This is a genomic window from Streptomyces sp. NPDC091282 (genome assembly GCF_044757385.1).
GTDB classification, from domain to species: domain Bacteria; phylum Actinomycetota; class Actinomycetes; order Streptomycetales; family Streptomycetaceae; genus Streptomyces; species Streptomyces gramineus.
This window is the reverse complement of sequence record NZ_JBIVUX010000007.1, coordinates 75429-95868: the sequence shown is the minus strand read 5'-3', so window position 1 is coordinate 95868 and position 20440 is coordinate 75429. Positions and strand designations below refer to the sequence as shown.

Here is a 20440-nt window from a genome sequence, read left to right as displayed (position 1 = left end):
CATGAGTGTCAGCACGCCTGAGAAGGCCACCGCCACCGCCGCCACCGTCGAATTCCGCTCCCTGCGCAGGGAGTTCGGCACCACCGTCGCCCTCGACGGACTCGATCTCACCGTCCGGCCCGGGGAGTTCCTGGCCCTGCTCGGCCCGTCCGGCTGCGGCAAGACCACCGCGCTGCGCATGCTCGCCGGGTTCGAACACCCCGACTCCGGCGCCGTGCTGGTGGACGGCGAGGACGTCACCTCGGTGCCCGCGCACCGCCGCGACGCCGGCATGGTCTTCCAGTCGTACAGCCTCTTCCCGCACCTGAACGCCGTCGACAACGTGGCGTTCGGGCTGCGCATGCGCAAGGTCCGCACCTCCGAACGGCGCGCCCGTGCCGCCGAACTGCTGGAGCTGGTCGGACTCGGCGACAAGGGCGAGCGGTTCCCGCACCAGCTCTCCGGCGGCCAGCAGCAGCGCATCGCGCTCGCCCGCGCCCTCGCCCTGCGGCCCCGCGTGCTCCTCCTCGACGAGCCGCTGTCGGCCCTGGACGCCAAGGTCCGGCTGACGCTCCGCGAGGAGATCCGCCGCCTCCAGCAGGAACTCGGCATCACCACACTGTTCGTGACGCACGATCAGGAAGAGGCGCTGTCCATGGCCGACCGGGTCGCCGTGATGCGCGCCGGACGGCTCGAACAGTGCGCCGAGCCCGCCGAGCTGTACGGCCGTCCGGCCACCGCCTTCGTCGCCGAGTTCGTCGGCACGATGAGCCGGATCCCCGGCACGGTCGAGGACGGCCTGGTCGAGGTGCTCGGACAGCGGCTCCCGCTCGACGGACCGGCACCGCAGGCCCGCGAGGTCGACGTGCTGGTACGGCCCGAGGCGGTCCGGGTGCGTGCGGACGCCACCGGCGGCGCCACCGTCGTCGCCACCGCCTTCCTGGGCGCCGTCGTCCGGGTCACCGTACGGCTCGCCGACGGCACCGAGGCCAAGGCCGACCTGCCCGCCCATGAGGCCGCGGGTCTGGGCGCCGGTGCGGCGGTGAGCGTGTCGCTGCCCGAGCGGCCGGTGCTCGTGGCGGACCGTACCCAGAAGTAGCGCTTCCGGAGATCCGGAAGAGTCCATCAGCCCAGACGTGAGGAATGACGACAACGTGACCCCCCACCCCCGACTCCCGCTCCAGGCCGTCCTGTTCGACATGGACGGAACGCTCGTCGACACCGAGCGACTGTGGTGGGAGGCGGTGGAACGCGTTGCCGGGCGGCCGCTCGGCGAGGCCGACGAACCCGACGTGCTGGGCCGGCCGGTCGAGCACACCGCCCACTGGCTGGCCGACGCCACCGGCAGGTCCGGCGCCGGCCTCGCGGCCGAACTGCACCGGGAGTTCGCGGACCGCGTCCGCACCGGCATCGTGCCCCGCCCCGGCGCCCTCGACCTGCTGGACGCGCTCGCCGCGGCCGGCGTTCCCACCGCCCTGGTCACCGCGTCCCCCCGCGCGGTCGCCGACCTCGTGCTCGCCGCGCTCGGCGAAGGCCGGTTCGCCGCCTCCGTCACCGCCGACGACACCGCCCGGACCAAACCCGCCCCCGACCCCTACCTCGCCGCCTGCCGGGCCCTCGGCGTCGACCCGGCGGCCTGCGTCGCCGTCGAGGACACCGAGACCGGGGTCGCCTCGGCGGAGGCGGCGGGCTGCGCGGTCCTCGCCGTGCCCTCCCTCGCGCCGATCGGCGACGCCCTCGGCCGGACCGTCCGGGACAGCCTGGTCGGGGTCACCCCGAAGCAGCTCAGCGACATGGCCGTACCCGAACTGCGGGTCATGTCCTGGAACCTGTGGCTCGGCGGCAGCCTGATCGACGACCACCGGGCCAAGCAGATCAAAGCCGTCGTCGACGCCGGCGCGGACGTCGTCGGCCTCCAGGAGACCGCCGGCACCTCGGCCCGCGAACTCGCCGAGGCCCTCGGCTGGCACCACCACACGGCAGGCGAGAACCTCGGCATCATCAGCCGGTACCCGATCACCGCCCGCCTCGGCGACCCGGAGGTCGGCTTCTACGGGGCCGCCGGGGTGCGGATCGCGGTACGTCCCGGACGCGAGGTCGACGTGTGGACCGCGCATCTGCACTACACCCCCTACGGGCCCTACGAGTTCCACTTCGACGGGCTCGGGGCGGCCGAACTCGCCGCCCACGAGGAGGTGCGGCTCGGGCAACTGCGCGAGGCGCTCGGGCTGATCGGCGACGGCACGGTGCCCGTCGTCCTGGTCGGTGACTTCAACTGCCCGTCCCACCTGGACTGGACGGAGGTCGAGTGGCCCGTGACCAAGGCCGCCGAGGCGGCCGGGTTCCGCGACTCCTACCGGGAGGCCCACCCGGATCCGGTGGCCGCGCCGGGCCACACCTGGTCGCCGGTCCACCCCGTGCGGGAGGACGGCAGCGGGCGGCCCGAGCCGCAGGACCGCATCGACTACGTGCTGTACCGGGGGCTGCGCGTGATCGACTCCAGGACCTGCGTCAGCGGCGTCCCCGCGCCCTGGCCCGACGTGGCGGGCAACGACTGGCCCTCCGACCACGCGGCCGTCGTCAGCACCTTCGCCGTCGGATCCTGACCGGGGTTACCCGGGGCAACCGTTGCGGTCGTCTGGGGCATCCCGTAGGTTGTGCCGGGCTCCTTACTCGCTGGTAACACCGGTAGGCAATCCATGCGCTGGACAGTCGGCCGACCCGCCACGGTCCGCGCGCGGATCGTGGCGCTCGCCCTCGCACCGGCCGTCGCGCTGACGGCTCTGTGGAGCTTCGCCATGGTCTCCGTCACCGCCGACCTGCGCGCGCTGATCCGGGTCCAGGGGGTGTACGACGACTTCGGCACCCCCGTCGACACCGCCGTCGGGCAGATCCAGATCGAACGACGGCTGTCGGCGGCCTACTTGGGCGCCCGGCCCGGCACGGTGTCCGCCGCCGCCCTGTCGGCGCAGCGGCGCCGCACCGACCGGGCCGTGGCCGCCCTGCGCGACGCGGTCCGCGACGGTGACCGCGGACGCCTCAGCGGCCCGCAGCGCACCGCCCTGGACGCGATGGTGACCGCCACCGGCGGACTCGGAGCCCTGCGCGAGCGGGTGCTGTCCCGGACCGTCTCCTGGGACGCCGCCGTCACCGGCTACAACGCCCTCGTGGAACCCGGCTTCGACGTGCAGTCCGCCCTCACCGCCCTCCAGGCCGGCCGCCTGGCCCGAGAGGCGCAGATCGTCGTCGAACTGGTCCGGGTACGGGAGTTCGTCTCCCGCGAGGACGCGCTGGTCGCGGGAGCCAGGGCCGCCGGACGGCTCACCGCCGCGCAGTACGGCGGCCTCACCGCGGCCGTCGAGGACCGGCGCGTCTTCGAGCGGACCTACGTCGCGGACCTGCCCGCCGACTCCCGGGCCCTGTTCGAGCGGTTCCAGCGCGGCGAGCTGTACCGGTCGCTGGTGCGCGGCGAGGACACGCTGCTGCGCGCCGGTGCCGGCCGGGCCGGTGCGGCCGTCGCCGCGGACACCTGGCGGTCTACCACCGACCGGGCCGTGCGGCAGTACATGCTGCTGTGCACCGATGCGGCGCGGAACGCCGCTTCGCGCGGACGGGCCTTCGCCTACCGGGAGCTGACCAGGGCGGCCGTCGTCGGTGTCGTCGGACTGGCCGTCGTGGGGCTCTCGCTGTGGTACGCGGTGCGCGGTGCGCGCCGCGTCTCGCGCCGCCTGGAGAACCTGCGGGACGCGGCCGACCTGCTCACCGCGCATCAGCTTCCGGCCCTGATGGACCGGTTGAGCGCCGGTGAGGACGTGGACGCGGCCGCCGAGGCGCCGCCGCTGGCCGCCGGGGAGGCGGGGCGCGACGAGATCGGGGACGTCGGCCGGTCGTTCAACCGGGCGCGGCTGGCCGCCGTCGAGGCGGCGGTGAAGCAGGCCACCCTGCGCCGGGGCCTGTTCGCGGTCCTGCTGAACATCGCGCGCCGCAACCAGGCCCTCGTGCACCGCCAGCTGAAACTCGTCGACACCCTGGAGCGGCGGACCGACGACCCGGCCGTCCTGGCCGAGTTGTTCCGCATCGACCACCTGACCACCCGGATGCGCCGGCACGCCGAGAGCCTGATCATCCTCTCCGGCGCGACCCCCGGGCGGCGCTGGCGGCGGCCGGTGCCCGTCGCCGACGTGGTGTCCTCGGCGGTCGGCGAGATCGAGGAGTACCCGCGGGTCGTGGTGCCGCCGATGCCCGAGGTCGGCGTCGCGGCGGACGCGGTCGCCGACGTCGTGCACCTGGTCGCCGAGCTGCTGGAGAACGCCACCGTGTTCTCGCCGCCGCACACCCGGGTCACCCTGCGCACCGGCCGGACCGGCCGGGGTTTCACCCTGGAGATAGACGACCGGGGTCTCGGCCTGGACGCCGGCCGGCTCGCCGAGGCCCACCGCACCCTCACCGACCCCGAGGCCTTCGACCCGACCCGCCACGACCGCCTCGGCCTCTACGTCGTGGGCCGGCTGGCCGCCCGGCACGGCATCGCGGTGACCCTGCGGGAGTCCCCGTACGGAGGCACCACCGCGGCGGTTCTGCTGCCGCCGACGATGCTGGCGGAGACGGACTCCGGGCCCGGCGCCACGAAGACGGACTCCGGGCCGGGCGCGGCCGGGGCGCGTGCCCTGGCGAGTGCGTCGGCCGTCGCTGCGGAGACGGATGTGCGACCCGGTGCGCCAGAGGCCGCGATGGACGGGCGGCCCGCTGCATCGGAGGCCGCGATGGGTGCGGGGCTTGCTGCATCGGAGGCTGTGATGGGTGCGCGGCCCGCTGTACCGGTGGCCGTGGCGGGTGCGCGGCCCGCTGTACCGGAGGCCGTGGCGGGTGCGGGGCCCGGTGCGCCGGAGGCCGTGGCCGACGCGGGTCCCCGCCACGACGGGACGGCGGACGCCGGTGTCCCTCCGCGCGGCACGGCGGGCCCCGGTACCCCTCCGCGCGGTCCGGCGGACGCGGGTGTCCTCCCGGACGGTACGGCGGACGCGGGTGTCCGCCCGGACGGGACGGTGGACGCGGATGTCCCTCCGCGCGGCACGGCGGGCCCCGGTACCCCTCCGCGCGGTCCGGCGGACGCGGGTGTCCGTCCGGGCGGAACGGCGGACGCCGGTGTCCCTCCGGTCGGGGCGGCGGGTGCCGGGCCCGGCGTGGCGCGTGCGGCCGCCGGTCCCGCGCTGCCCACCCGCAGACGGCAGGCCTCCCTCGCTCCCGAGCTGCGCACCGAGCCCGAGCCCGGACCCGTGCGCGAGCTGGACGCCGACGAGATGAGGGCGGTCTTCGGAGCCCTCCAGCGGGGTCTGGACCGCGGGCGCAGGGGGCTGCCCCTCGACACCGACGAGCCGCCCGCCACCGACGAAAGGACGCCCCGTGCCGACGACCAGTGACAGCCACCCCGCCCCGGAACCCGGCACGCCGCCCGGCAGCGACCTCGGCTGGCTCCTCGACGACCTGGTGGCCCGCACGGACCACGTCCGCCAGGCCGTGCTGCTCACCGCGGACGGGCTGCCGCTCAGCCGTTCCGAGGGCATGCGGCGGCGCGACATCGAGCACCTCGCGGCCCTCTGCTCCGGCCTCCACAGCCTGGCCCGCTCGGCGGGGGAGCGGTTCGCCGCCGGAGAGGTGCGCCAGACCATGGTGATGCTCGACGACGCCTATCTCTTCGTGACCCCGGCAGGCCACGGCAGCCGGCTGGCCGTCCTCAGCGACGTCCGCACCGACGTCGGCCAGCTGGCCCACGAGATGGCCCTGCTCGTCCGCCGCCTCGGCCGTCACCTGGACGCGGCCGCCCGCTCGGCACCCTGACCCCGCGGTGCGCGAGGAACACTGGTACGAGGACGAGACCGGCTCGCTGGTCCGCCCCTACACCGTGACCCGGGGCCGTACCGAGCCGTCCGGACGGCTGGTCATCGACTTGATGTCGCAGGTCACAGCGGTGGACACCGGCCGGTCCGAGCACGGCGTCGACCATGCCGGGACGGCTCTGCTCGCCCTGGTGCGGCGCGGTGCCCGGCCGGTCGTCGAACTCGCCGCCGACGCCGACCTGCCGCTCACCGTCCTGCGCGTCCTGCTCGGCGACCTCGCCGAGGCCGGTCTGGTCCGCATCGACCGGCCACGCCGCGTCGCAGCGGCCGGCCCGGCCGCCGACCCGGCCCTGCTCAAGGAGATCATCGAGCGGCTGCGGGAGCTGTAGAGCGACCCGCGGCGCAACGAATCACCGGCGGACGCCCGCATCACGCAACGAACCGTCCGGCCACGCGCAACGGCTCCTCCTTGTCCGGCCCCGCGCGCGGACCTACCGTCTAAAGGGCCCCAGACATCCCTTCCGTACCCGGTGAGGACCCGCATGCGCACCGCCCTGCTCCAGAGCTCCGGCCGCCCCGGCTCGACCGTCGAGAACCTCAAGGCCCTCGACGACGCCGCCGGCCGGGCCGCCGCCGAGGGCGCCGCGCTGCTCGTCGCACCCGAGATGTTCCTGACCGGCTACGCGATCGGCGACGACGTCGCCCGCCTCGCCGAGCCCGCCGACGGCGACTGCGCGGACGCGATCGCCGAGCTGGCCCACCGGCACGGCGTGGCGATCGCCTACGGCTACCCGGAGCGTGCCGCGGGCGTGGTCCACAACTCCGCCCAGCTGATCTCCGCGGACGGCACCCGGCTCGCGAACTACCGCAAGACCCATCTCTTCGGGGGCTTCGAGCGCGAGCACTTCACGCCCGGCGAGCAGCCGGTCGTCCAGGCCGAACTGAATGGCCTCACCGTCGGCATCATGATCTGCTACGACGTGGAGTTCCCGGAGCCGGTGCGCGCGCACGCCCTCGCCGGCACCGACCTGCTGCTCGTCCCGACGGCGAACATGCACCCGTTCCAGTTCGTCGCCGAGTCCCTCGTCCCGGTGCGGGCCTGGGAGAACCAGATGTACGTGGCGTACGCCAACCGGGTAGGCCAGGAAGGCGAGTTCGAGTTCTTCGGGCTGTCCGGCCTGTCCGGCCCCGACGGTGTGGCACGCGCCCGCGCCGACCGCGGCGAGGAACTCCTCGTCGCCGACGTCGACCCCGCGCTCCTCGCCGCCTCCCGCGAGGCGAACCCCTACCTCAAGGACCGCCGGCCCGGCCTCTACGGGCCCCTGGTCTGACCTCTCCCTCCCCGCTTTCCCTTCCTCACTCTTCTCGCAGGTCGCAAGTCGCAAGGAGTCCGTACCCCATGACGTCCACCGTGCCCAACGCCGTCGAGCACGCCGACGAACAGCAGCCGCCGATCACCATGTTCGGGCCGGACTTCCCGTACGCGTACGACGACTTCCTCGCCCACCCGGCGGGCCTCGGCCAGATACCCGCGACCGAGCACGGCAGCGAGGTCGCGGTCATCGGCGGCGGGCTGTCCGGCATCGTGGCCGCGTACGAGCTGATGAAGATGGGCCTGAAGCCGGTCGTCTACGAGGCCGACCAGATCGGCGGACGGCTGCGGACCGTCGGCTTCGAGGGCTGCGACCCCTCGCTGAGCGCCGAGATGGGCGCCATGCGCTTCCCGCCCTCCTCCACCGCCCTCCAGCACTACATCGACATGGTGGGACTGGAGACCCGGCCCTTCCCCAACCCCCTTGCGGAGGCGACCCCTTCGACGGTCGTGGACCTCAAGGGCGAGTCGCACTACGCCGAGACGGCCGCCGACCTGCCGCAGGTCTACCGTGACGTCGCCGACGCCTGGAACAAGTGCCTCGAAGAGGGCGCCGACTTCTCCGACATGAACCGCGCCCTGCGCGAGCGGGACGTGCCGCGCATCCGTGAGATCTGGTCCCGGCTGGTGGAGCGGCTCGACAACCAGACCTTCTACGGCTTCCTCTGCGACTCCGAGGCCTTCAAGTCCTTCCGGCACCGGGAGATCTTCGGCCAGGTCGGCTTCGGAACCGGCGGCTGGGACACGGACTTCCCGAACTCGATCCTGGAGATCCTGCGGGTCGTCTACACGGAGGCCGACGACCACCACCGAGGCATCGTCGGCGGCAGCCAGCAACTGCCGCTGCGGCTCTGGGAACGCGAGCCGCAGAAGATCGTGCACTGGGAGTACGGCACCTCGCTCGCCAAGCTGCACCGGGGCGGCGAGCCGCGTCCGGCCGTGACCCGGCTGCACCGCACCAGCGGCAACCGGATCACCGTGACGGACGCGGCCGGCGACATCCGTACCTACCGTGCGGCGGTCTTCACGGCCCAGTCCTGGATGCTGCTCTCGAAGATCGCCTGCGACGACTCGCTCTTCCCGATCGACCACTGGACCGCGATCGAGCGCACCCACTACATGGAGTCCTCGAAGCTGTTCGTCCCGGTCGACCGGCCGTTCTGGCTGGACAAGGCCGTCGACGGCAACGGGGAGCCGACCGGCCGGGACGTCATGTCGATGACGCTCACCGACCGGATGACCCGTGGCACGTACCTCCTCGACGACGGCCCGGACCGGCCGGCCGTCATCTGCCTCTCCTACACCTGGTGCGACGACAGCCTGAAGTGGCTGCCGCTGTCCGCGAACGAGCGGATGGAGGTGATGCTGAAGTCGCTCGGCGAGATCTATCCGAACGTCGACATCAGGAAGCACATCATCGGCAACCCGGTGACCGTCTCCTGGGAGAACGAGCCCTACTTCATGGGCGCGTTCAAGGCCAACCTGCCCGGCCACTACCGCTACCAGCGCCGCCTGTTCACGCACTTCGTGCAGGACCTTCTCCCCGAGGACAAGCGGGGCATCTTCCTCGCGGGCGACGACATCTCCTGGACGGCGGGCTGGGCGGAGGGCGCCGTCCAGACCGCGCTGAACGCGGTCTGGGGCGTCATGCACCACTTCGGCGGCACCACCGACCCGTCCAACCCGGGCCCCGGTGACGTCTACGACGAGATCGCGCCGGTCGAACTCCCCGAGGACTGAGGGCAGCAGGCCTCAGACCCCGGCCGCCCGCGCCTTCTCGTACACCTCCGCGGCGACCTCCTTCAGCTCCTGGGCGTCCCGCGGAGTGGTCTGGAGGTCGACCAGGATCTCGTCGAGTCCGACCGCCGCGTGGGCCACCAGGTCCTCCACGATCTGGTCCGCGCTGCCCTGGAAGGGCTGGCGGTCGGGGCCGTCGTAGGGCTTGGCCGTGTGGACGGCGTTCACCCGCACGACCGTCCGGATCGGTTCCGTGCGGCCGCGCTCGGCCGCCAGGTCCTGCAACTCCCGCCACTGCGCGGCGAGCTGTTCGGCGCCCATGCCCACCGGCAGCCAGCCGTCGGCGTGGTCGACCAGCCGCCGCAGGGCCCGCTTGTTGCCCGCGGCCAGCAGCACCGGAATCGGCCTCGCGGGCTTGGGACCGACCACCGCGGAGGCGATCTTCGTCAGGTCCCCGTCGAACTTCACCGGGTCCGGGCCCCACACGGCCCGGCACACCGCGATCAGTTCGTCGAGCACCTTGCCGCGCTCCTCGAACGGCCGGATCCCGGCGGCCGCGTACTCGTCGAGCGACCAGCCGGTGCCGAGGCCCGCGATCACCCGGCCGCCGCTCGCCGCGTCCAGCGTGGCCAGCGACTTGGCCAGCTGGAAGGGGATGTGCAGCGGGGCCACCAGGACGCTGGTGCCCAGCTGGGCCCGCTCGGTGACCGCGGCGGCCAGGGCGAGCGTGACCAGGGGCTCGGCCACGTTCCGGTAGGAGTCCGGCCAGGGGAGTCCCTCGACGTTGTACAGGCCCTGGGTGGCGGGTTCCGGGAAGAGGGCCCGCTCGAAGACCCACAGGCTGTCGTAGCCGATCCGTTCCGCGGTACGGGCCACGTCGGGAACGTCCGTGCCGATGGAGTACTGCCGCATCTGGGGAAGGCCGAAGCCCAGCCGAGTCGTCATTCCGGTGCTCCTTCGCAATCGGGTCGTGGGCTCAACGTAAGGCGATCACGAGGGGATTCCGCGGCGGCTCGCACGCCGACGGGATCAGGCCACCTCAGCCGGACAGCGGTGTGAGCAGCATCCGGCCGGCCAGCCCGACGGCGGCGTCCAGCCGCTCGGTGAACTCCTCGGCCAGGTCGCCGAACCGGCGCAGCGTCCACAGGGCCCGCGCCGCCGACCAGGTCGCGTCCCGGGCCCGCTCCAGGCTCCAGGAGCCGAGCAGATGGGTCAGCGGATCGGCGATCTGGAGAAGGTCGGGACCCGGCATCAGCTCCTCGCGGATGCGCTCCTCCAAGGAGACGAGCAGCTCGCCCACCCGGTCGAACTCGTCCTCCAGATCGGCCGGTTCGCAGCCGAGCGCACGGCAGGTGTCCACCACGGCCAGCGCCAGGTCGTGCCCGATGTGCGCGTTGATGCCCGCGAGCGCGAACTGCAGTGGCCGTACACCGGGATGCCGGCGGAACTGGAACAGCGGCCGCCAGCAGGCCGGCGGACGCCCGTCGCCGTCCGCCGCGTCGACCGCCGCCAGGTACCGCTCGGCGAACCGCACGTCCAGCGTCGCCGCGGCTCTCGCATCCCCGAACCGGCCCGCGTCCAGCCGCCGTTCGACCTCCTCCGTGACGGCGAGATAGACACGGTTGAAGACCGCGACCCCGTCCCGCTCCGGCAGCGCCGCGTCCAGCGCGCGCATCCGGGAGACGACGGTGCCGACCGGAGCCATGAGGTGTTCCGACTGCGCCATGGGGGAAGGGTCCCAGCCCCGGCCCGCCGGACACGCCGACCGGCCGGGCATTCCCCGGAACGGAGGACGCGGACCCGGCTGCGCCTGCGACGTGGACCCGTCCGGCGTCTAGGACGTGGACCCGTCGTAGGAGCTGGTGCCCTCGTCGAGGAGCGGTTCCTGCCGCTTGAGGTGGGCCGGGGCGAAGGCGCGCAGCGTGTGGTAGCCGACGATGACCACCAGCGTGCCCAGCGCGATGCCGCTCAGCGAGAAGGTGTCGGTGAACTTCATGCTGACGTTGCCGACGCCGATGATGATGCCCGCGGCGGCCGGGACCAGGTTCAGCGGGTTGCGCAGGTCCACCTTGGCGTGCAGCCAGATCTGGGCGCCGAGCAGGCCGATCATGCCGTACAGGATGACGGTGATGCCGCCGAGCACGCCGCCCGGCACCGCGGCCACCACCGCGCCGAACTTGGGGCAGACGCCGAACAGCAGCGCGAAGCCGGCGGCGGCCCAGTAGGCGGCGGTGGAGTAGACCCGGGTCGCGGCCATCACGCCGATGTTCTCGGAGTAGGTGGTGTTGGGCGGGCCGCCGACCGCGGTGGAGAGCACGGAGGCGACGCCGTCCGCCGAGATCGCCGTGCCGAGCCGGTCGTCGAGGGAGTCGCCGGTCATCTCGCCGACGGCCTTGACGTGCCCGGCGTTCTCCGCGACCAGGGCGATCACGACCGGGAGGGCGACCAGGACCGCCGACCACTGGAAGGTCGGGCCGTGGAAGGACGGCAGCCCGATCCAGTCCGCCCTGCCGACACCGGACAGGTCCAGGCGCCAGTGGTCGGTGACCCTGCCGTCCGGGCCGGTGGAGTGGATCCTGCCGAGGATCCGGTCCAGGGCCCAGGACAGGACGTAGCCGAAGAGCAGGCCCAGGAAGATCGCGATGCGGGACCAGAACCCACGCAGACAGACGACGGCCAGACCGGTGAAGGCCATCACCAGCAGCGCGGTCCACTGGTCCTGCGGCCAGTAGGTCGAGGCGGTCACCGGGGCCAGGTTGAAGCCGATCAGCATGACGACCGCGCCGGTGACGATCGGCGGCATCGCGGCGTGGATGATCCTGGCGCCGAAGCGCTGCACGGCCAGGCCGATCAGGAAGAGCACGGCGCCGACCACGAGGACCGCGCCGGTCACGGTGGCGCTGGTGCCGCCCTGGGCGCGGATGACGGCCGCGACCCCGACGAACGACAGCGAGCAGCCCAGGTAGCTGGGGACCCGGCCGCGGGTCGCGAGCAGGAAGATCACGGTCGCGACACCGGACATCATGATCGCCAGATTGGGGTCGAGCCCCATCAGCACCGGGGCGACGAAGGACGCGCCGAACATGGCGACCACGTGCTGGGCGCCGAGCCCGATCGTGCGGGGCCAGGTGAGCCGTTCGTCGGGGCGCACCACCGCGCCGGGCGCGGGCGTGCGCCCGTCACCGTGCAGTTTCCAGCGCACGCCGAGATCCATGGTGGGGGTTCGCTTTCTTCGAAGTGCTGTGAGGACGGCTTCGTACGTGAAGACGGTCCGAACCATTGTCACGGCTACCTGGCGGTCCTACGCTCACACGGTCCCACTCGTGAACTGAATTCACGTATCTGACCGATACCGCTTTCCGTCCGATCGGAGTGCCCGATGAGTGGAAGATCCCGCACGGCCGTCGTCCTGACGGCGCTTGCGGCCCTCGGAGCCGTCCTCGTCCCCTCCGCCCACGCGGTCCCGAGGACCCCGAAGGCTCCCGACACCGCGGTCCTCGACGGGGCCCGCCTCCAGCGGACCCGGGCCGCACTGGACCACGGCGATCCGCGACTGCGCCGGGCGGTGCGGGACTTGACGGCGCGCGCCGACGCCTGGCTCGGCCAGGGCCCCTGGACCGTGGTCGACAAACCGAAGCCCGCTCCCGGCGGCGACGTCCACGACTACCTGAGCCAGGCCCCCTACTGGTGGCCCACCACCGCCCCCACCGCCGACAACCCCTGGGGCTGCCCCTACGTCCAGCGCGACGGGCAGCGCAACCCCGAGGTCGACACCGGCACCGACCGCCAGGACGTGGAGAAGGTCTTCGACTCGGTCTACGACCTCTCCCTGGCCTGGTACTACACGGGCGGACGGCAGTACGCGCGGAAGGCCGGCCAGGTCCTGCGCACCTGGTTCCTCGACCCGGCGACCCGCATGAACCCGAACCTCGACCACGCCCAGTTCATCCCGTGCAAGTACGACGGCCGGGCCATCGGCGTCATCGACTTCTCCCAGTCGTACACGAGCGTCGTCGACGCCCTGGCGATCCTCGCCACCGGCGCGCCCGGCTGGAGCGCCCGGGACCGCGCCGGGATGCACGACTGGAACACGGACTTCCGCGACTGGCTGGAGCACAGCGCCTTCGGCACGGAGGAGGGCGCCGCCGCCAACAACCACGGCACCTTCTACGACATGCAGCTCGCCGCCCTCGCCTACGCGACCGGGGACCGGGCGCTGGCCAGGAGGACCGTGCTGGACGCGCGGGCCCGGCGGATCGACCCGCAGGTCGCGGCCGACGGCAGTCAGCCGCAGGAGCTGGCCCGCACCCGGAGCTGGCACTACTCGACCTTCGACCTGGTCGCCTACACCCGGCTCGCGGCCATCGGCCGGCACGTCGGGGTGGACCTCTGGGCCTACCGGGGGCCGGACGGGCAGAGCCTGTTCAAGGCCGTGGACTACCTGCTGCCCGCCGCGACCGGAGCCGCCGCCTGGCCCCATCCGGAGCTGGAGTTCCACCGCTACGCGGCGTCCGACGTCGTCCACGCGGCGGCCGACGCGGGCGACGAGGCGGCCCGGCGGGCGGTCGGGCGGCTGGAGGCGCCTCCCGGCGGCGACCTCTGGGCGCTGCGCCCGGCCGCCGAGCAGCTGGACTCGATCGCCGGCTGAGGGGAAGCGGACGGGGTTCCTGAGCGCTCGCTTAGACTGGGGTCAGCTGAAGGCCAGCGATACGTCAGCACCGCCCAGGAGCCCCACCCGTGACCGCCGAAGCCCCGACCGCGCCCGCCCTGTCCCACGGACGGCTCGTCCCCGTCACCGTCCACTTCGACGACCTCGACGCGCTCGGGCTGCTCCACAACGCCCGCTACCCCGTGATGGTCGAGCGGGCCTGGGCCGAGCTGTGGCAGGGACACGGCTTCGCCTTCGAGGGCGACTGGGCCGCGGCCGAGGACGCCTGCAACGCGGTCAAGGAACTCCGGATCGGCTACGAGGCACCGGTCACCCGGCCGGGCGCCTACGCCGTCCACCTCTGGCTGGAACGGCTCGGCACCACCGGGCTGACCTACGGCTTCCGGTTCTGCTCGGCGGACGGCGCGATCACCTACGCGCAGGGCACCCGGGTCCTGGTCCGGCTGGACGCGGCCACCCTGCGCCCCGCCCCGTGGAGCGAGCGCTTCAGGGCCGCGGGCCGGGAACTGCTGCGGCCGGCCGGCTGACCTCCGCCCGCGTGGAGCGGTCCCCGGCCCGCAGCACGCCCGCGAACACCACCAGTCCGCAGGTGAGCGCCGTGACCACGCCGAACGACACCACCAGGCTGGTCGCCTGGGCCACTCCACCGATCAGGCTGGGCGCGACCAGTCCCGAGGTGTAGGTGATGGTCGCGACGCCCGCGATCGCCTGACTCGGGTTCGGCCCGGCGTGCCCGGCCGCCGCGAAGCACAGCGGCACGACGACGGCGATGCCGAGGCCCATCAGCGCGAACCCGGTCATCGCCACCGCCGGATGCCCGGCGAGGACGATCAGCAGACCGCCGCACGCGGCCAGCACCCCTCCGGCCCGCACCGTGCGCACCGTGCCGAAACGGTTGACCACCGCGTCCCCGCTGATCCGGGCCACGGCCATCGTCAGCATGAATCCGGTGGTGGTGGCCGCCGCGAGCCCCGCCGAACTGTCCATCCGGTCCCGCAGGAACACCGCCGACCAGTCCAGGCTCGCGCCCTCGGCGAACACCGCGCAGAAGCCGACCGCGCCGATCAGCAGGGCCGACCGCGGCGGCAGCGCGAACCGCGGCGGCGGCTCCTCGTCCTCGGCGGGCTGCAGGTCCAGCACCCAGCCGGCCGCCGGCACACCGAGCACGGTGAGGGCGGCGGCGGCCAGCGCGAAGTGCAGCCGGGCGTCCGAACCGAGGTGCGCGGCCAGGGTGCCCGCCGCCGAACCGATCAGGGCGCCCGCGCTCCACATGCCGTGCAGCCCCGACATGATCGACTTGTCGAGCAGCCGCTCCACCTCGACGCCGAGGGCGTTCATGGCGACGTCGGACATGCCCGCGCTGGCGCCGTACACGAACATCGCCAGGCAGAGCGTGTACAGGTTGGGCGCGAGGGAGGGCAGGACCAGCGACAGCGTCCACATCGCGATCAGGCCGCGCAGGGCGGTACGGCTGCCGAAGCGATGGCTGATCCGGCCCGCCAGCGGCATCGAGCACGAGGCGCCGAACGCGGTGAACGCGAGGGCGAGACCGAGCTGTCCGGCGCCCAGGCCCGAGTGTTCCTGGATCCAGGGCACCCGGGTCGCGAACGAGCCGGTGACCGCGCCGTGCACGGTGAACACGGCCGCGACGGCATATCGCGCCCGCTTCACCTCCTGCCGATCGTGGTGCCCGTTCTCCATGGCCTTCATGGTCCTGCCCCTCCCCGGGTGGCTGCCGCCCCGCTGTCGCGCCGTAAACTATCAGGGACCCTGCCTGATAGATAGAGAGCGAAGCGGCCGTCCCGGGCCGCGCCGATCTGGGAGGATGCCCGTCATGCCCGCATCACCGAGCACCGCCCGGGCCATCAACGACCGGCTCGCGCTCACCCTGCTCCAGCAGGAAGGCGCGCTGACGGCGGGGCAGTTGAAACAGCTGACCGGGCTGTCCCGGCCCACCGTCGCCGACCTCGTCGAACGGCTCACCGCCTCCGGCCTGATCGCGGTGGTCGGCGAGTCCGGCGAGCAGCGCCGCGGGCCCAACGCCCGGCTCTACGGCATCGTCGCCGACCGCGCCTGCCTCGCCGCCCTCGACATCCGCACCGAGAGCGTCTCCGTGCTGGTCTCCGACCTGGTCGGGCGGGTGCTGGCGGAGGGGTCGGTGCCGGTCGGACCGGAAGCCGGCGAGGCCGCCGCCGTCGAGCAGGCGGTCGCACTGGTCGAGCGGACCGCGACGAAGGCGGCGGCGTCCGGCGGCGGACGGCTGCACACCGTGGGCATCGGGGCACCCGGGCTCATCGACCCGGCGAGCGGCGAACTCCGCGACACGGCGGGCCTGCCGGCCTGGCACCGCCGGCTGGTCGCCGCCGTCCAGGAGCGGTTCCCGCAGGCCCGGGTCAGCGTGGAGAACGAGACCAACCTGGCCGCCCTGGCCGAACAGCGCGAGGGTGCGGCCCGCGACCGGGACACCTTCGTGCTGCTGTGGCTGGGGCACGGCTGCGGCGCCGCCGTCGTCCTGGACGGCAGTCTGCGCCGGGGCGCCTCCGGCGGCACGGGCGAGATCGGCTTCCTGCCGGTGCCGGGCACGCCCGGACTCCCGTCGGCGACGGACTGCGCCGGCGGCTACCACTCCCTGGTGGCCGCGGCGGCGATCACCGAACTGGCGGAGGAACACGGCCTGCTTCCGGCAGGGTCGACGGGCCCGGGACCCGCTGCGGCAGCCCTGGTCAGGGAGGCGGTCCGCGGCGCGGGGGAGGGCGGCGAGTTCTCTTCCGGCCGTCGTGAGACCGGCGGCGATCCGTCGGCGACCCAGGCGGGCGCGGGGCCGTATGCGGTGTGCGGCGACCGCCGCGCGGGCGCGGCCGGCCACGACGGACCCGCGGACGACCGGCGCCCCGCGCCGGCGTCCGCCGAGGCCCGCTTCCTGGACGTCCTCGCCGACCGCGTCGCCGTGGGTGTGGCCGCGGTCGTCGCCGTCCTGGACCCCGGCCGCGTGGTCCTCGGCGGCGAGATCGGCGCGGCCGGCGGCGACGCGCTCGCCACCCGCGTGGAGGAACGGCTGCGCCGGATGTCCCCGCTGGCCACCGAGGTCCGGGCGAGCGTCCTCGGCGGCGAAGCCGTGCTGCGCGGAGCGCTGCTGACGGCGCGGGAGCGGGCGCAGGACGAACTGTTCGCACCGCGGGAGCGCTGAACCGAACGCCCTGGTGGGCGACCCGGCGACGGGCAAGGGCCGTCGTCACCGCCGCCGGGCCCGCCCGAACGATAAAAGGACTAGACCAGTAGGGTCAAGAGCTGCGGATCAAGTCAAGATGCCTGGTTGGAGGGCCTGTTGGGCCGCCGCTGCGCATATGACGGCCCGTTGGGGAAGTCCAGCGGCACGGTCTGTGAGGCAACGCACACACTCGGCCCGCATGGACCCTTGCCGGGCGTGGCACACTGGCCCTGTACCAGAAGCAGCGCACTCCGGGGTCGGTGAAACTCCGAACCGGCGGTTACAGTCCGCGACCCGTCCGCTTCCAGCGGCCGGTTGACCAGGTGAAATTCCTGGACCGACGGTTAAAGTCCGGATGGGAGGCAGTGCGCGGCGGGCGAGCATGTCTCCGTGCGCGCCGCCGTATCTGGTCTCGTCCGTCATGGGCGGGGCCTTGTCGGCGTCGTTCCCGGTGTGCTCTTCCGTCCTTTCTGTCGTTCGTCGACAGGCCCCGGAGTCCGTGCCCGATCGAGGCAGGAGGACCCGGGAAGTGTTCACCGGAATCGTCGAAGAGCTGGGTGAGATCACCGCCGTCGAGAACCTCGGCGACGCCTCCCGTTTCCGGCTCCGCGGCCCCGTGGTGACCGAGGGCGCACAGCACGGCGACTCCATCGCCGTGAACGGCGTCTGTCTGACCGTCGTGGAACACGAGGGCGACGAATTCACCGCCGACGTCATGCAGGAGACCCTGAAGCGCTCCTCGCTCGGCGCGCTCGGCGTCGGCTCCCGCGTCAACCTGGAGCGCCCCACCGCGGTCGGCTCCCGGCTCGGCGGCCACATCGTGCAGGGCCATGTCGACGGCACCGGTCAGGTGCTGTCCAGGACCCCGTCCGAGCACTGGGAGATCGTCAAGGTCTCGCTCCCCGCGGACCTCGCCCGCTACGTCGTGGAGAAGGGCTCCATCACGGTCGACGGCATCAGCCTCACCGTCGTCGAGGCGGGCCCCGACCACTTCACGGTCAGCCTCATCCCGACCACCCTCGACCTCACCACCCTCGGCCTCAAGCAGCCCGGCGACCCGGTCAACCTGGAGGTCGACATCGTCGCCAAGTACGTCGAGCGGCTGCTCGCGAACACACCGGGAGCGGGCCGGTGAACGCGCTGAACTCCGAGGCCTTCGTCCTGTTCGGCCAGCACATCCTCTGGTCGGACATGATCGGCAACATCCTCGGCCTGGCCGCCCTCGCCCTCGGCTGGCGCCGCAACCTGTGGAGCTGGCCGGTCCAGTTCGCCTCCGGTCTCATCCTCTTCGGCGCCTTCTACGGCCACTTGACCGGCAGCGCCGGCAAGCAGGCCGTCGTCATGGTGGTCGCGCTCTACGGCTGGTGGCAGTGGAACCGCAGCAAGGGCGAGGGCACCGACGGCCACATCACGCCCCGGTTCGCCACCTGGCGCGAGCGCGGCGCGATGGTCGCGGCCGCGGCCGCGGGCACCGTCGCCGTCGCCCTGCTCTTCAAGGCGTACCCGTCCCTGTCCTGGGACCCCTGGCCCGACGCCTACATCTTCGTCGGCACCGTCGTCGCCATGTACGCCCAGGCCCGGGGCATGGTCGAGTTCTGGATCGCCTGGCTCCTGGTCGACCTGGTCGGCGTCCCCCTCAACTTCGCCAACGGCTACGCCTTCTCCGGCTTCGTCTACGTCATCTACGGCGCGCTCGTCCTGTGGGGCATGCGCGACTGGTGGCTGCGCTCCCGCCAGGGCCCGCGGCCCGCTCTGGAAGGAGCACCCGCATGACCGCCATCCCGTCGCCGGCCACCACCCCGGGCGAGGCGCTGCGCGCCGTACCCCCCGTCCTCTACAGCGCCGAGGGCATCGAGGATCTCGCCCTCGACCCCGTCGAGCAGGCCATCGCCGACATCGCGGCCGGCCGCCCGATCGTGGTCGTCGACGACGAGGACCGCGAGAACGAGGGCGACCTCGTCATCGCCGCCGAGAAGGCCACCCCCGAGATCATCGCCTTCATGATGAGCGAGTGCCGCGGCCTGATCTGCGCCCCGATGGAGGGCGCCGAACTCGACCGGCTCAAGCTGCCGCAGATGGTCCAGGACAACACCGAGTCCATGAAGACCGCGTTCACCGTCTCCGTGGACGCCTCCGCCGCGCACGGCGTCACCACCGGCATCTCCGCCGCCGACCGCGCCACCACGCTGCGGCTGCTGGCCGGCGGCGACGCCGGGCCCGCCGACTTCGTCCGCCCCGGCCACGTCTTCCCGCTGCGCGCCCGGCCCGGCGGCGTCCTCACCCGCAACGGCCACACCGAGGCCGCCGTCGACCTGGCCCGGCTCGCGGGCCTGCGCCCGGCCGGCGCCATCGTCGAGATCGCCGGCGAGGACGGCCGGATGCTCCGGCTCCCCGAGCTGGTCCCGTTCGCCCGCAAGCACGGCCTGACGATCATCTCCATCGCCGACCTGATCACCTACCGCCGCTCCGCCGAGCCCGCCGTCCGCCGCGAGGCCGAGGTCAACCTGCCCACGGCGCACGGGACGTTCACGGCGTACGGCTACCGCTCCACCGCCGACGGCGTCGAGCACGTCGCCCTCGTCCACGGCGAGATCGGCGACGGCGAGGACGTCCTCGTGCGGGTCCACTCCGAGTGCCTCACCGGAGACGTCTTCGGCTCGGCCCGCTGCGACTGCGGCCCCCAGCTCGACGCCGCCCTGGACCGCATCCAGGACGAGGGCCGGGGCGTCGTGGTCTACCTGCGCGGCCACGAGGGCCGCGGCATCGGACTGCTGTCCAAACTGCGCGCCTACGAACTCCAGGAGCGCGGCCGCGACACCCTGGACGCCAACCTGGAACTCGGGCTGCCCGCGGACGCCCGCGACTACGGCGCCGGCGCGCAGATCCTGGCCGACCTCGGGGTGCGCGGGGTGCGGCTGATGACCAACAACCCCGACAAGAGCGACGCGCTGCTCAGCCACGGCATCCAGGTCAGCGGCCGGGAGCCGATGCCCGTGCAGGCGGGCGAGCACAACCTCCGCTACCTGCGCACCAAGCGGGACCGGATGGGTCACGATCTGCCCTGGCTGGACGCCCCCGCGGTGTCCACCTGCGGCAACCAGTAAAGAGAAGAAGAGAACGAGGAGAGACGTGAGCGGCAAGGGTGCACCGGAGCTGTCCGTACGCAATGTCAGCGACCTGCGGGTCGCGGTCATCGCGGCCCAGTGGCACGAGAAGGTGATGGACGGTCTGGTGGACGGCGCCCTGCGCGCCCTGCGCGACCTGGGGATCGACGAGCCGACCCTGCTGCGGGTCCCCGGCAGCTGGGAACTCCCGGTCGCCGCCAAGGTCCTCGCGGGCCGCGGCTACGACGCGGTGGTCGCGCTCGGTGTCGTCATCCGCGGCGGCACCCCCCACTTCGAGTACGTGTGCCAGGGCGTCACCCAGGGCCTCACCCAGGTCTCCGTCGAGACCGGTGTGCCGGTCGGTTTCGGCCTGCTCACCTGCGACGACGAGGAGCAGGCCCTGGACCGGGCGGGCCTGGAGGGCTCCCACGAGGACAAGGGCCACGAGGCGGTGACGGCGGCGGTGGCGACGGCGGCCACGCTCCGCTCGGTATCCGAACCCTGGCACTGAGCGACGCGGCGTGTGGCGTAGTC

At 73.2% G+C, this 20440-nt stretch carries 18 protein-coding genes and 1 riboswitch; of the genes, 14 read left to right on the top strand and 4 right to left on the bottom strand.

Annotation, left to right across the window (positions count from 1 at the left end):
- Nucleotide 1: 1 nt before the first annotated feature.
- From ACIQOE_RS29945 to ACIQOE_RS29915, 7 genes are all read left to right on the top strand, one after another.
- Nucleotides 2-1078 carry an ABC transporter ATP-binding protein gene (locus tag ACIQOE_RS29945; protein ID WP_365558247.1) on the top strand — a complete coding sequence of 359 codons (1077 nt, stop codon included), beginning with the start codon at nucleotides 2-4 and terminating at the stop codon, nucleotides 1076-1078.
- 55 nt (nucleotides 1079-1133) lie between these two features.
- Entirely contained in the window at nucleotides 1134-2585 is a 1452-nt protein-coding gene (locus tag ACIQOE_RS29940; protein ID WP_401414817.1) for an HAD-IA family hydrolase, read from the top strand.
- Nucleotides 2586-2678: 93 nt separating this feature from the next.
- A complete protein-coding gene (locus ACIQOE_RS29935; protein WP_401414815.1) occupies nucleotides 2679-5399 on the top strand; it encodes a nitrate- and nitrite sensing domain-containing protein in 2721 nt (906 codons plus the stop codon).
- A complete protein-coding gene (locus ACIQOE_RS29930; protein WP_401414813.1) occupies nucleotides 5383-5817 on the top strand; it encodes a roadblock/LC7 domain-containing protein in 435 nt (144 codons plus the stop codon). The genes ACIQOE_RS29935 and ACIQOE_RS29930 overlap by 17 nt, the downstream gene beginning before the upstream one ends.
- Nucleotides 5818-5824: 7 nt before the next feature.
- Nucleotides 5825-6205 carry a DUF742 domain-containing protein gene (locus ACIQOE_RS29925; RefSeq protein ID WP_401414811.1) on the top strand — a complete coding sequence of 127 codons (381 nt, stop codon included), beginning with the start codon at nucleotides 5825-5827 and terminating at the stop codon, nucleotides 6203-6205.
- 153 nt (nucleotides 6206-6358) lie between these two features.
- On the top strand, nucleotides 6359-7147 hold the full coding sequence (locus ACIQOE_RS29920; protein ID WP_401414809.1) for a carbon-nitrogen hydrolase family protein: 789 nt from the start codon (nucleotides 6359-6361) through the stop codon (nucleotides 7145-7147).
- Nucleotides 7148-7215: 68 nt separating this feature from the next.
- Nucleotides 7216-8928, top strand: coding sequence for a flavin monoamine oxidase family protein (locus ACIQOE_RS29915; RefSeq protein WP_401414807.1), 1713 nt, complete (start codon nucleotides 7216-7218; stop codon nucleotides 8926-8928).
- A gap of 12 nt (nucleotides 8929-8940) precedes the next feature.
- Here the strand turns inward: ACIQOE_RS29915 and ACIQOE_RS29910 are convergent, their stop codons facing one another.
- The 3 genes from ACIQOE_RS29910 to ACIQOE_RS29900 all read right to left on the bottom strand — a co-directional run bounded on the left by ACIQOE_RS29910 (nucleotide 8941) and on the right by ACIQOE_RS29900 (nucleotide 12139).
- The gene (locus tag ACIQOE_RS29910) at nucleotides 8941-9870 is read right to left on the bottom strand and encodes an LLM class F420-dependent oxidoreductase (protein ID WP_351320049.1); all 930 of its coding nucleotides are present in this window, start codon (nucleotides 9868-9870) and stop codon (nucleotides 8941-8943) included.
- 94 nt (nucleotides 9871-9964) lie between these two features.
- Nucleotides 9965-10651 carry a DUF5995 family protein gene (locus ACIQOE_RS29905; protein ID WP_351320047.1) on the bottom strand — a complete coding sequence of 229 codons (687 nt, stop codon included), beginning with the start codon at nucleotides 10649-10651 and terminating at the stop codon, nucleotides 9965-9967.
- Between the two features lie 108 nt (nucleotides 10652-10759).
- Nucleotides 10760-12139 (bottom strand): uracil-xanthine permease family protein, encoded by a 1380-nt coding sequence (locus tag ACIQOE_RS29900; protein ID WP_401414805.1) that lies wholly within the window; start codon nucleotides 12137-12139, stop codon nucleotides 10760-10762.
- Nucleotides 12140-12304: 165 nt separating this feature from the next.
- Here ACIQOE_RS29900 and ACIQOE_RS29895 point away from each other — a divergent pair, with 165 nt between their 5' ends.
- Nucleotides 12305-13573, top strand: a complete 1269-nt coding sequence (locus ACIQOE_RS29895) for an alginate lyase family protein (protein ID WP_401414803.1) — start codon at nucleotides 12305-12307, stop codon at nucleotides 13571-13573.
- Nucleotides 13574-13662: 89 nt separating this feature from the next.
- Nucleotides 13663-14121 (top strand): thioesterase family protein, encoded by a 459-nt coding sequence (locus tag ACIQOE_RS29890; protein WP_365558268.1) that lies wholly within the window; start codon nucleotides 13663-13665, stop codon nucleotides 14119-14121.
- On the opposite strand, the gene ACIQOE_RS29885 is transcribed toward ACIQOE_RS29890, so the two are convergent.
- Nucleotides 14081-15295 carry an MFS transporter gene (locus ACIQOE_RS29885; RefSeq protein ID WP_401415078.1) on the bottom strand — a complete coding sequence of 405 codons (1215 nt, stop codon included), beginning with the start codon at nucleotides 15293-15295 and terminating at the stop codon, nucleotides 14081-14083. The two genes, ACIQOE_RS29890 and ACIQOE_RS29885, sit on opposite strands and share 41 nt — an antisense overlap.
- Nucleotides 15296-15428: 133 nt before the next feature.
- On the opposite strand from ACIQOE_RS29885, the gene ACIQOE_RS29880 reads away from it, so the two are divergent.
- The 5 genes from ACIQOE_RS29880 (at nucleotide 15429) to ribH (ending at nucleotide 20417) form a co-directional block, all read left to right on the top strand.
- Nucleotides 15429-16781, top strand: coding sequence for an ROK family transcriptional regulator (locus tag ACIQOE_RS29880; RefSeq protein ID WP_401414800.1), 1353 nt, complete (start codon nucleotides 15429-15431; stop codon nucleotides 16779-16781).
- 263 nt (nucleotides 16782-17044) lie between these two features.
- Nucleotides 17045-17175, top strand: a riboswitch (FMN riboswitch).
- Nucleotides 17176-17331: 156 nt separating this feature from the next.
- Nucleotides 17332-17937, top strand: a complete 606-nt coding sequence (locus tag ACIQOE_RS29875) for a riboflavin synthase (RefSeq protein ID WP_351320039.1) — start codon at nucleotides 17332-17334, stop codon at nucleotides 17935-17937.
- Complete coding sequence (locus tag ACIQOE_RS29870) at nucleotides 17934-18575, top strand: nicotinamide mononucleotide transporter family protein (RefSeq protein ID WP_351933797.1); 642 nt, start codon at nucleotides 17934-17936, stop codon at nucleotides 18573-18575. The genes ACIQOE_RS29875 and ACIQOE_RS29870 overlap by 4 nt, the downstream gene beginning before the upstream one ends.
- Complete coding sequence (locus ACIQOE_RS29865; protein WP_365558274.1) at nucleotides 18572-19906, top strand: bifunctional 3,4-dihydroxy-2-butanone-4-phosphate synthase/GTP cyclohydrolase II; 1335 nt, start codon at nucleotides 18572-18574, stop codon at nucleotides 19904-19906. Before ACIQOE_RS29870 ends, ACIQOE_RS29865 begins: the two co-directional genes overlap by 4 nt.
- Nucleotides 19907-19931: 25 nt before the next feature.
- A complete protein-coding gene (ribH, locus tag ACIQOE_RS29860) occupies nucleotides 19932-20417 on the top strand; it encodes a 6,7-dimethyl-8-ribityllumazine synthase (RefSeq protein WP_362647417.1) in 486 nt (161 codons plus the stop codon).
- Nucleotides 20418-20440: the final 23 nt, after the last annotated feature.

Coding starts and splice junctions, on each gene's coding strand:
- ACIQOE_RS29895 (WP_401414803.1), top strand. CDS start 12,305: ATGAGTGGAAGATCCCGCACGGCCGTCGTCCTGACGGCGCTTGCGGCC.
- ACIQOE_RS29905 (WP_351320047.1), bottom strand. CDS start 10,651: ATGGCGCAGTCGGAACACCTCATGGCTCCGGTCGGCACCGTCGTCTCC.
- ACIQOE_RS29900 (WP_401414805.1), bottom strand. CDS start 12,139: ATGGATCTCGGCGTGCGCTGGAAACTGCACGGTGACGGGCGCACGCCC.
- ACIQOE_RS29915 (WP_401414807.1), top strand. CDS start 7,216: ATGACGTCCACCGTGCCCAACGCCGTCGAGCACGCCGACGAACAGCAG.
- ACIQOE_RS29920 (WP_401414809.1), top strand. CDS start 6,359: ATGCGCACCGCCCTGCTCCAGAGCTCCGGCCGCCCCGGCTCGACCGTC.
- ACIQOE_RS29885 (WP_401415078.1), bottom strand. CDS start 15,295: ATGGAGAACGGGCACCACGATCGGCAGGAGGTGAAGCGGGCGCGATAT.
- ACIQOE_RS29945 (WP_365558247.1), top strand. CDS start 2: ATGAGTGTCAGCACGCCTGAGAAGGCCACCGCCACCGCCGCCACCGTC.
- ACIQOE_RS29935 (WP_401414815.1), top strand. CDS start 2,679: ATGCGCTGGACAGTCGGCCGACCCGCCACGGTCCGCGCGCGGATCGTG.
- ACIQOE_RS29880 (WP_401414800.1), top strand. CDS start 15,429: ATGCCCGCATCACCGAGCACCGCCCGGGCCATCAACGACCGGCTCGCG.
- ACIQOE_RS29910 (WP_351320049.1), bottom strand. CDS start 9,870: ATGACGACTCGGCTGGGCTTCGGCCTTCCCCAGATGCGGCAGTACTCC.
- ACIQOE_RS29865 (WP_365558274.1), top strand. CDS start 18,572: ATGACCGCCATCCCGTCGCCGGCCACCACCCCGGGCGAGGCGCTGCGC.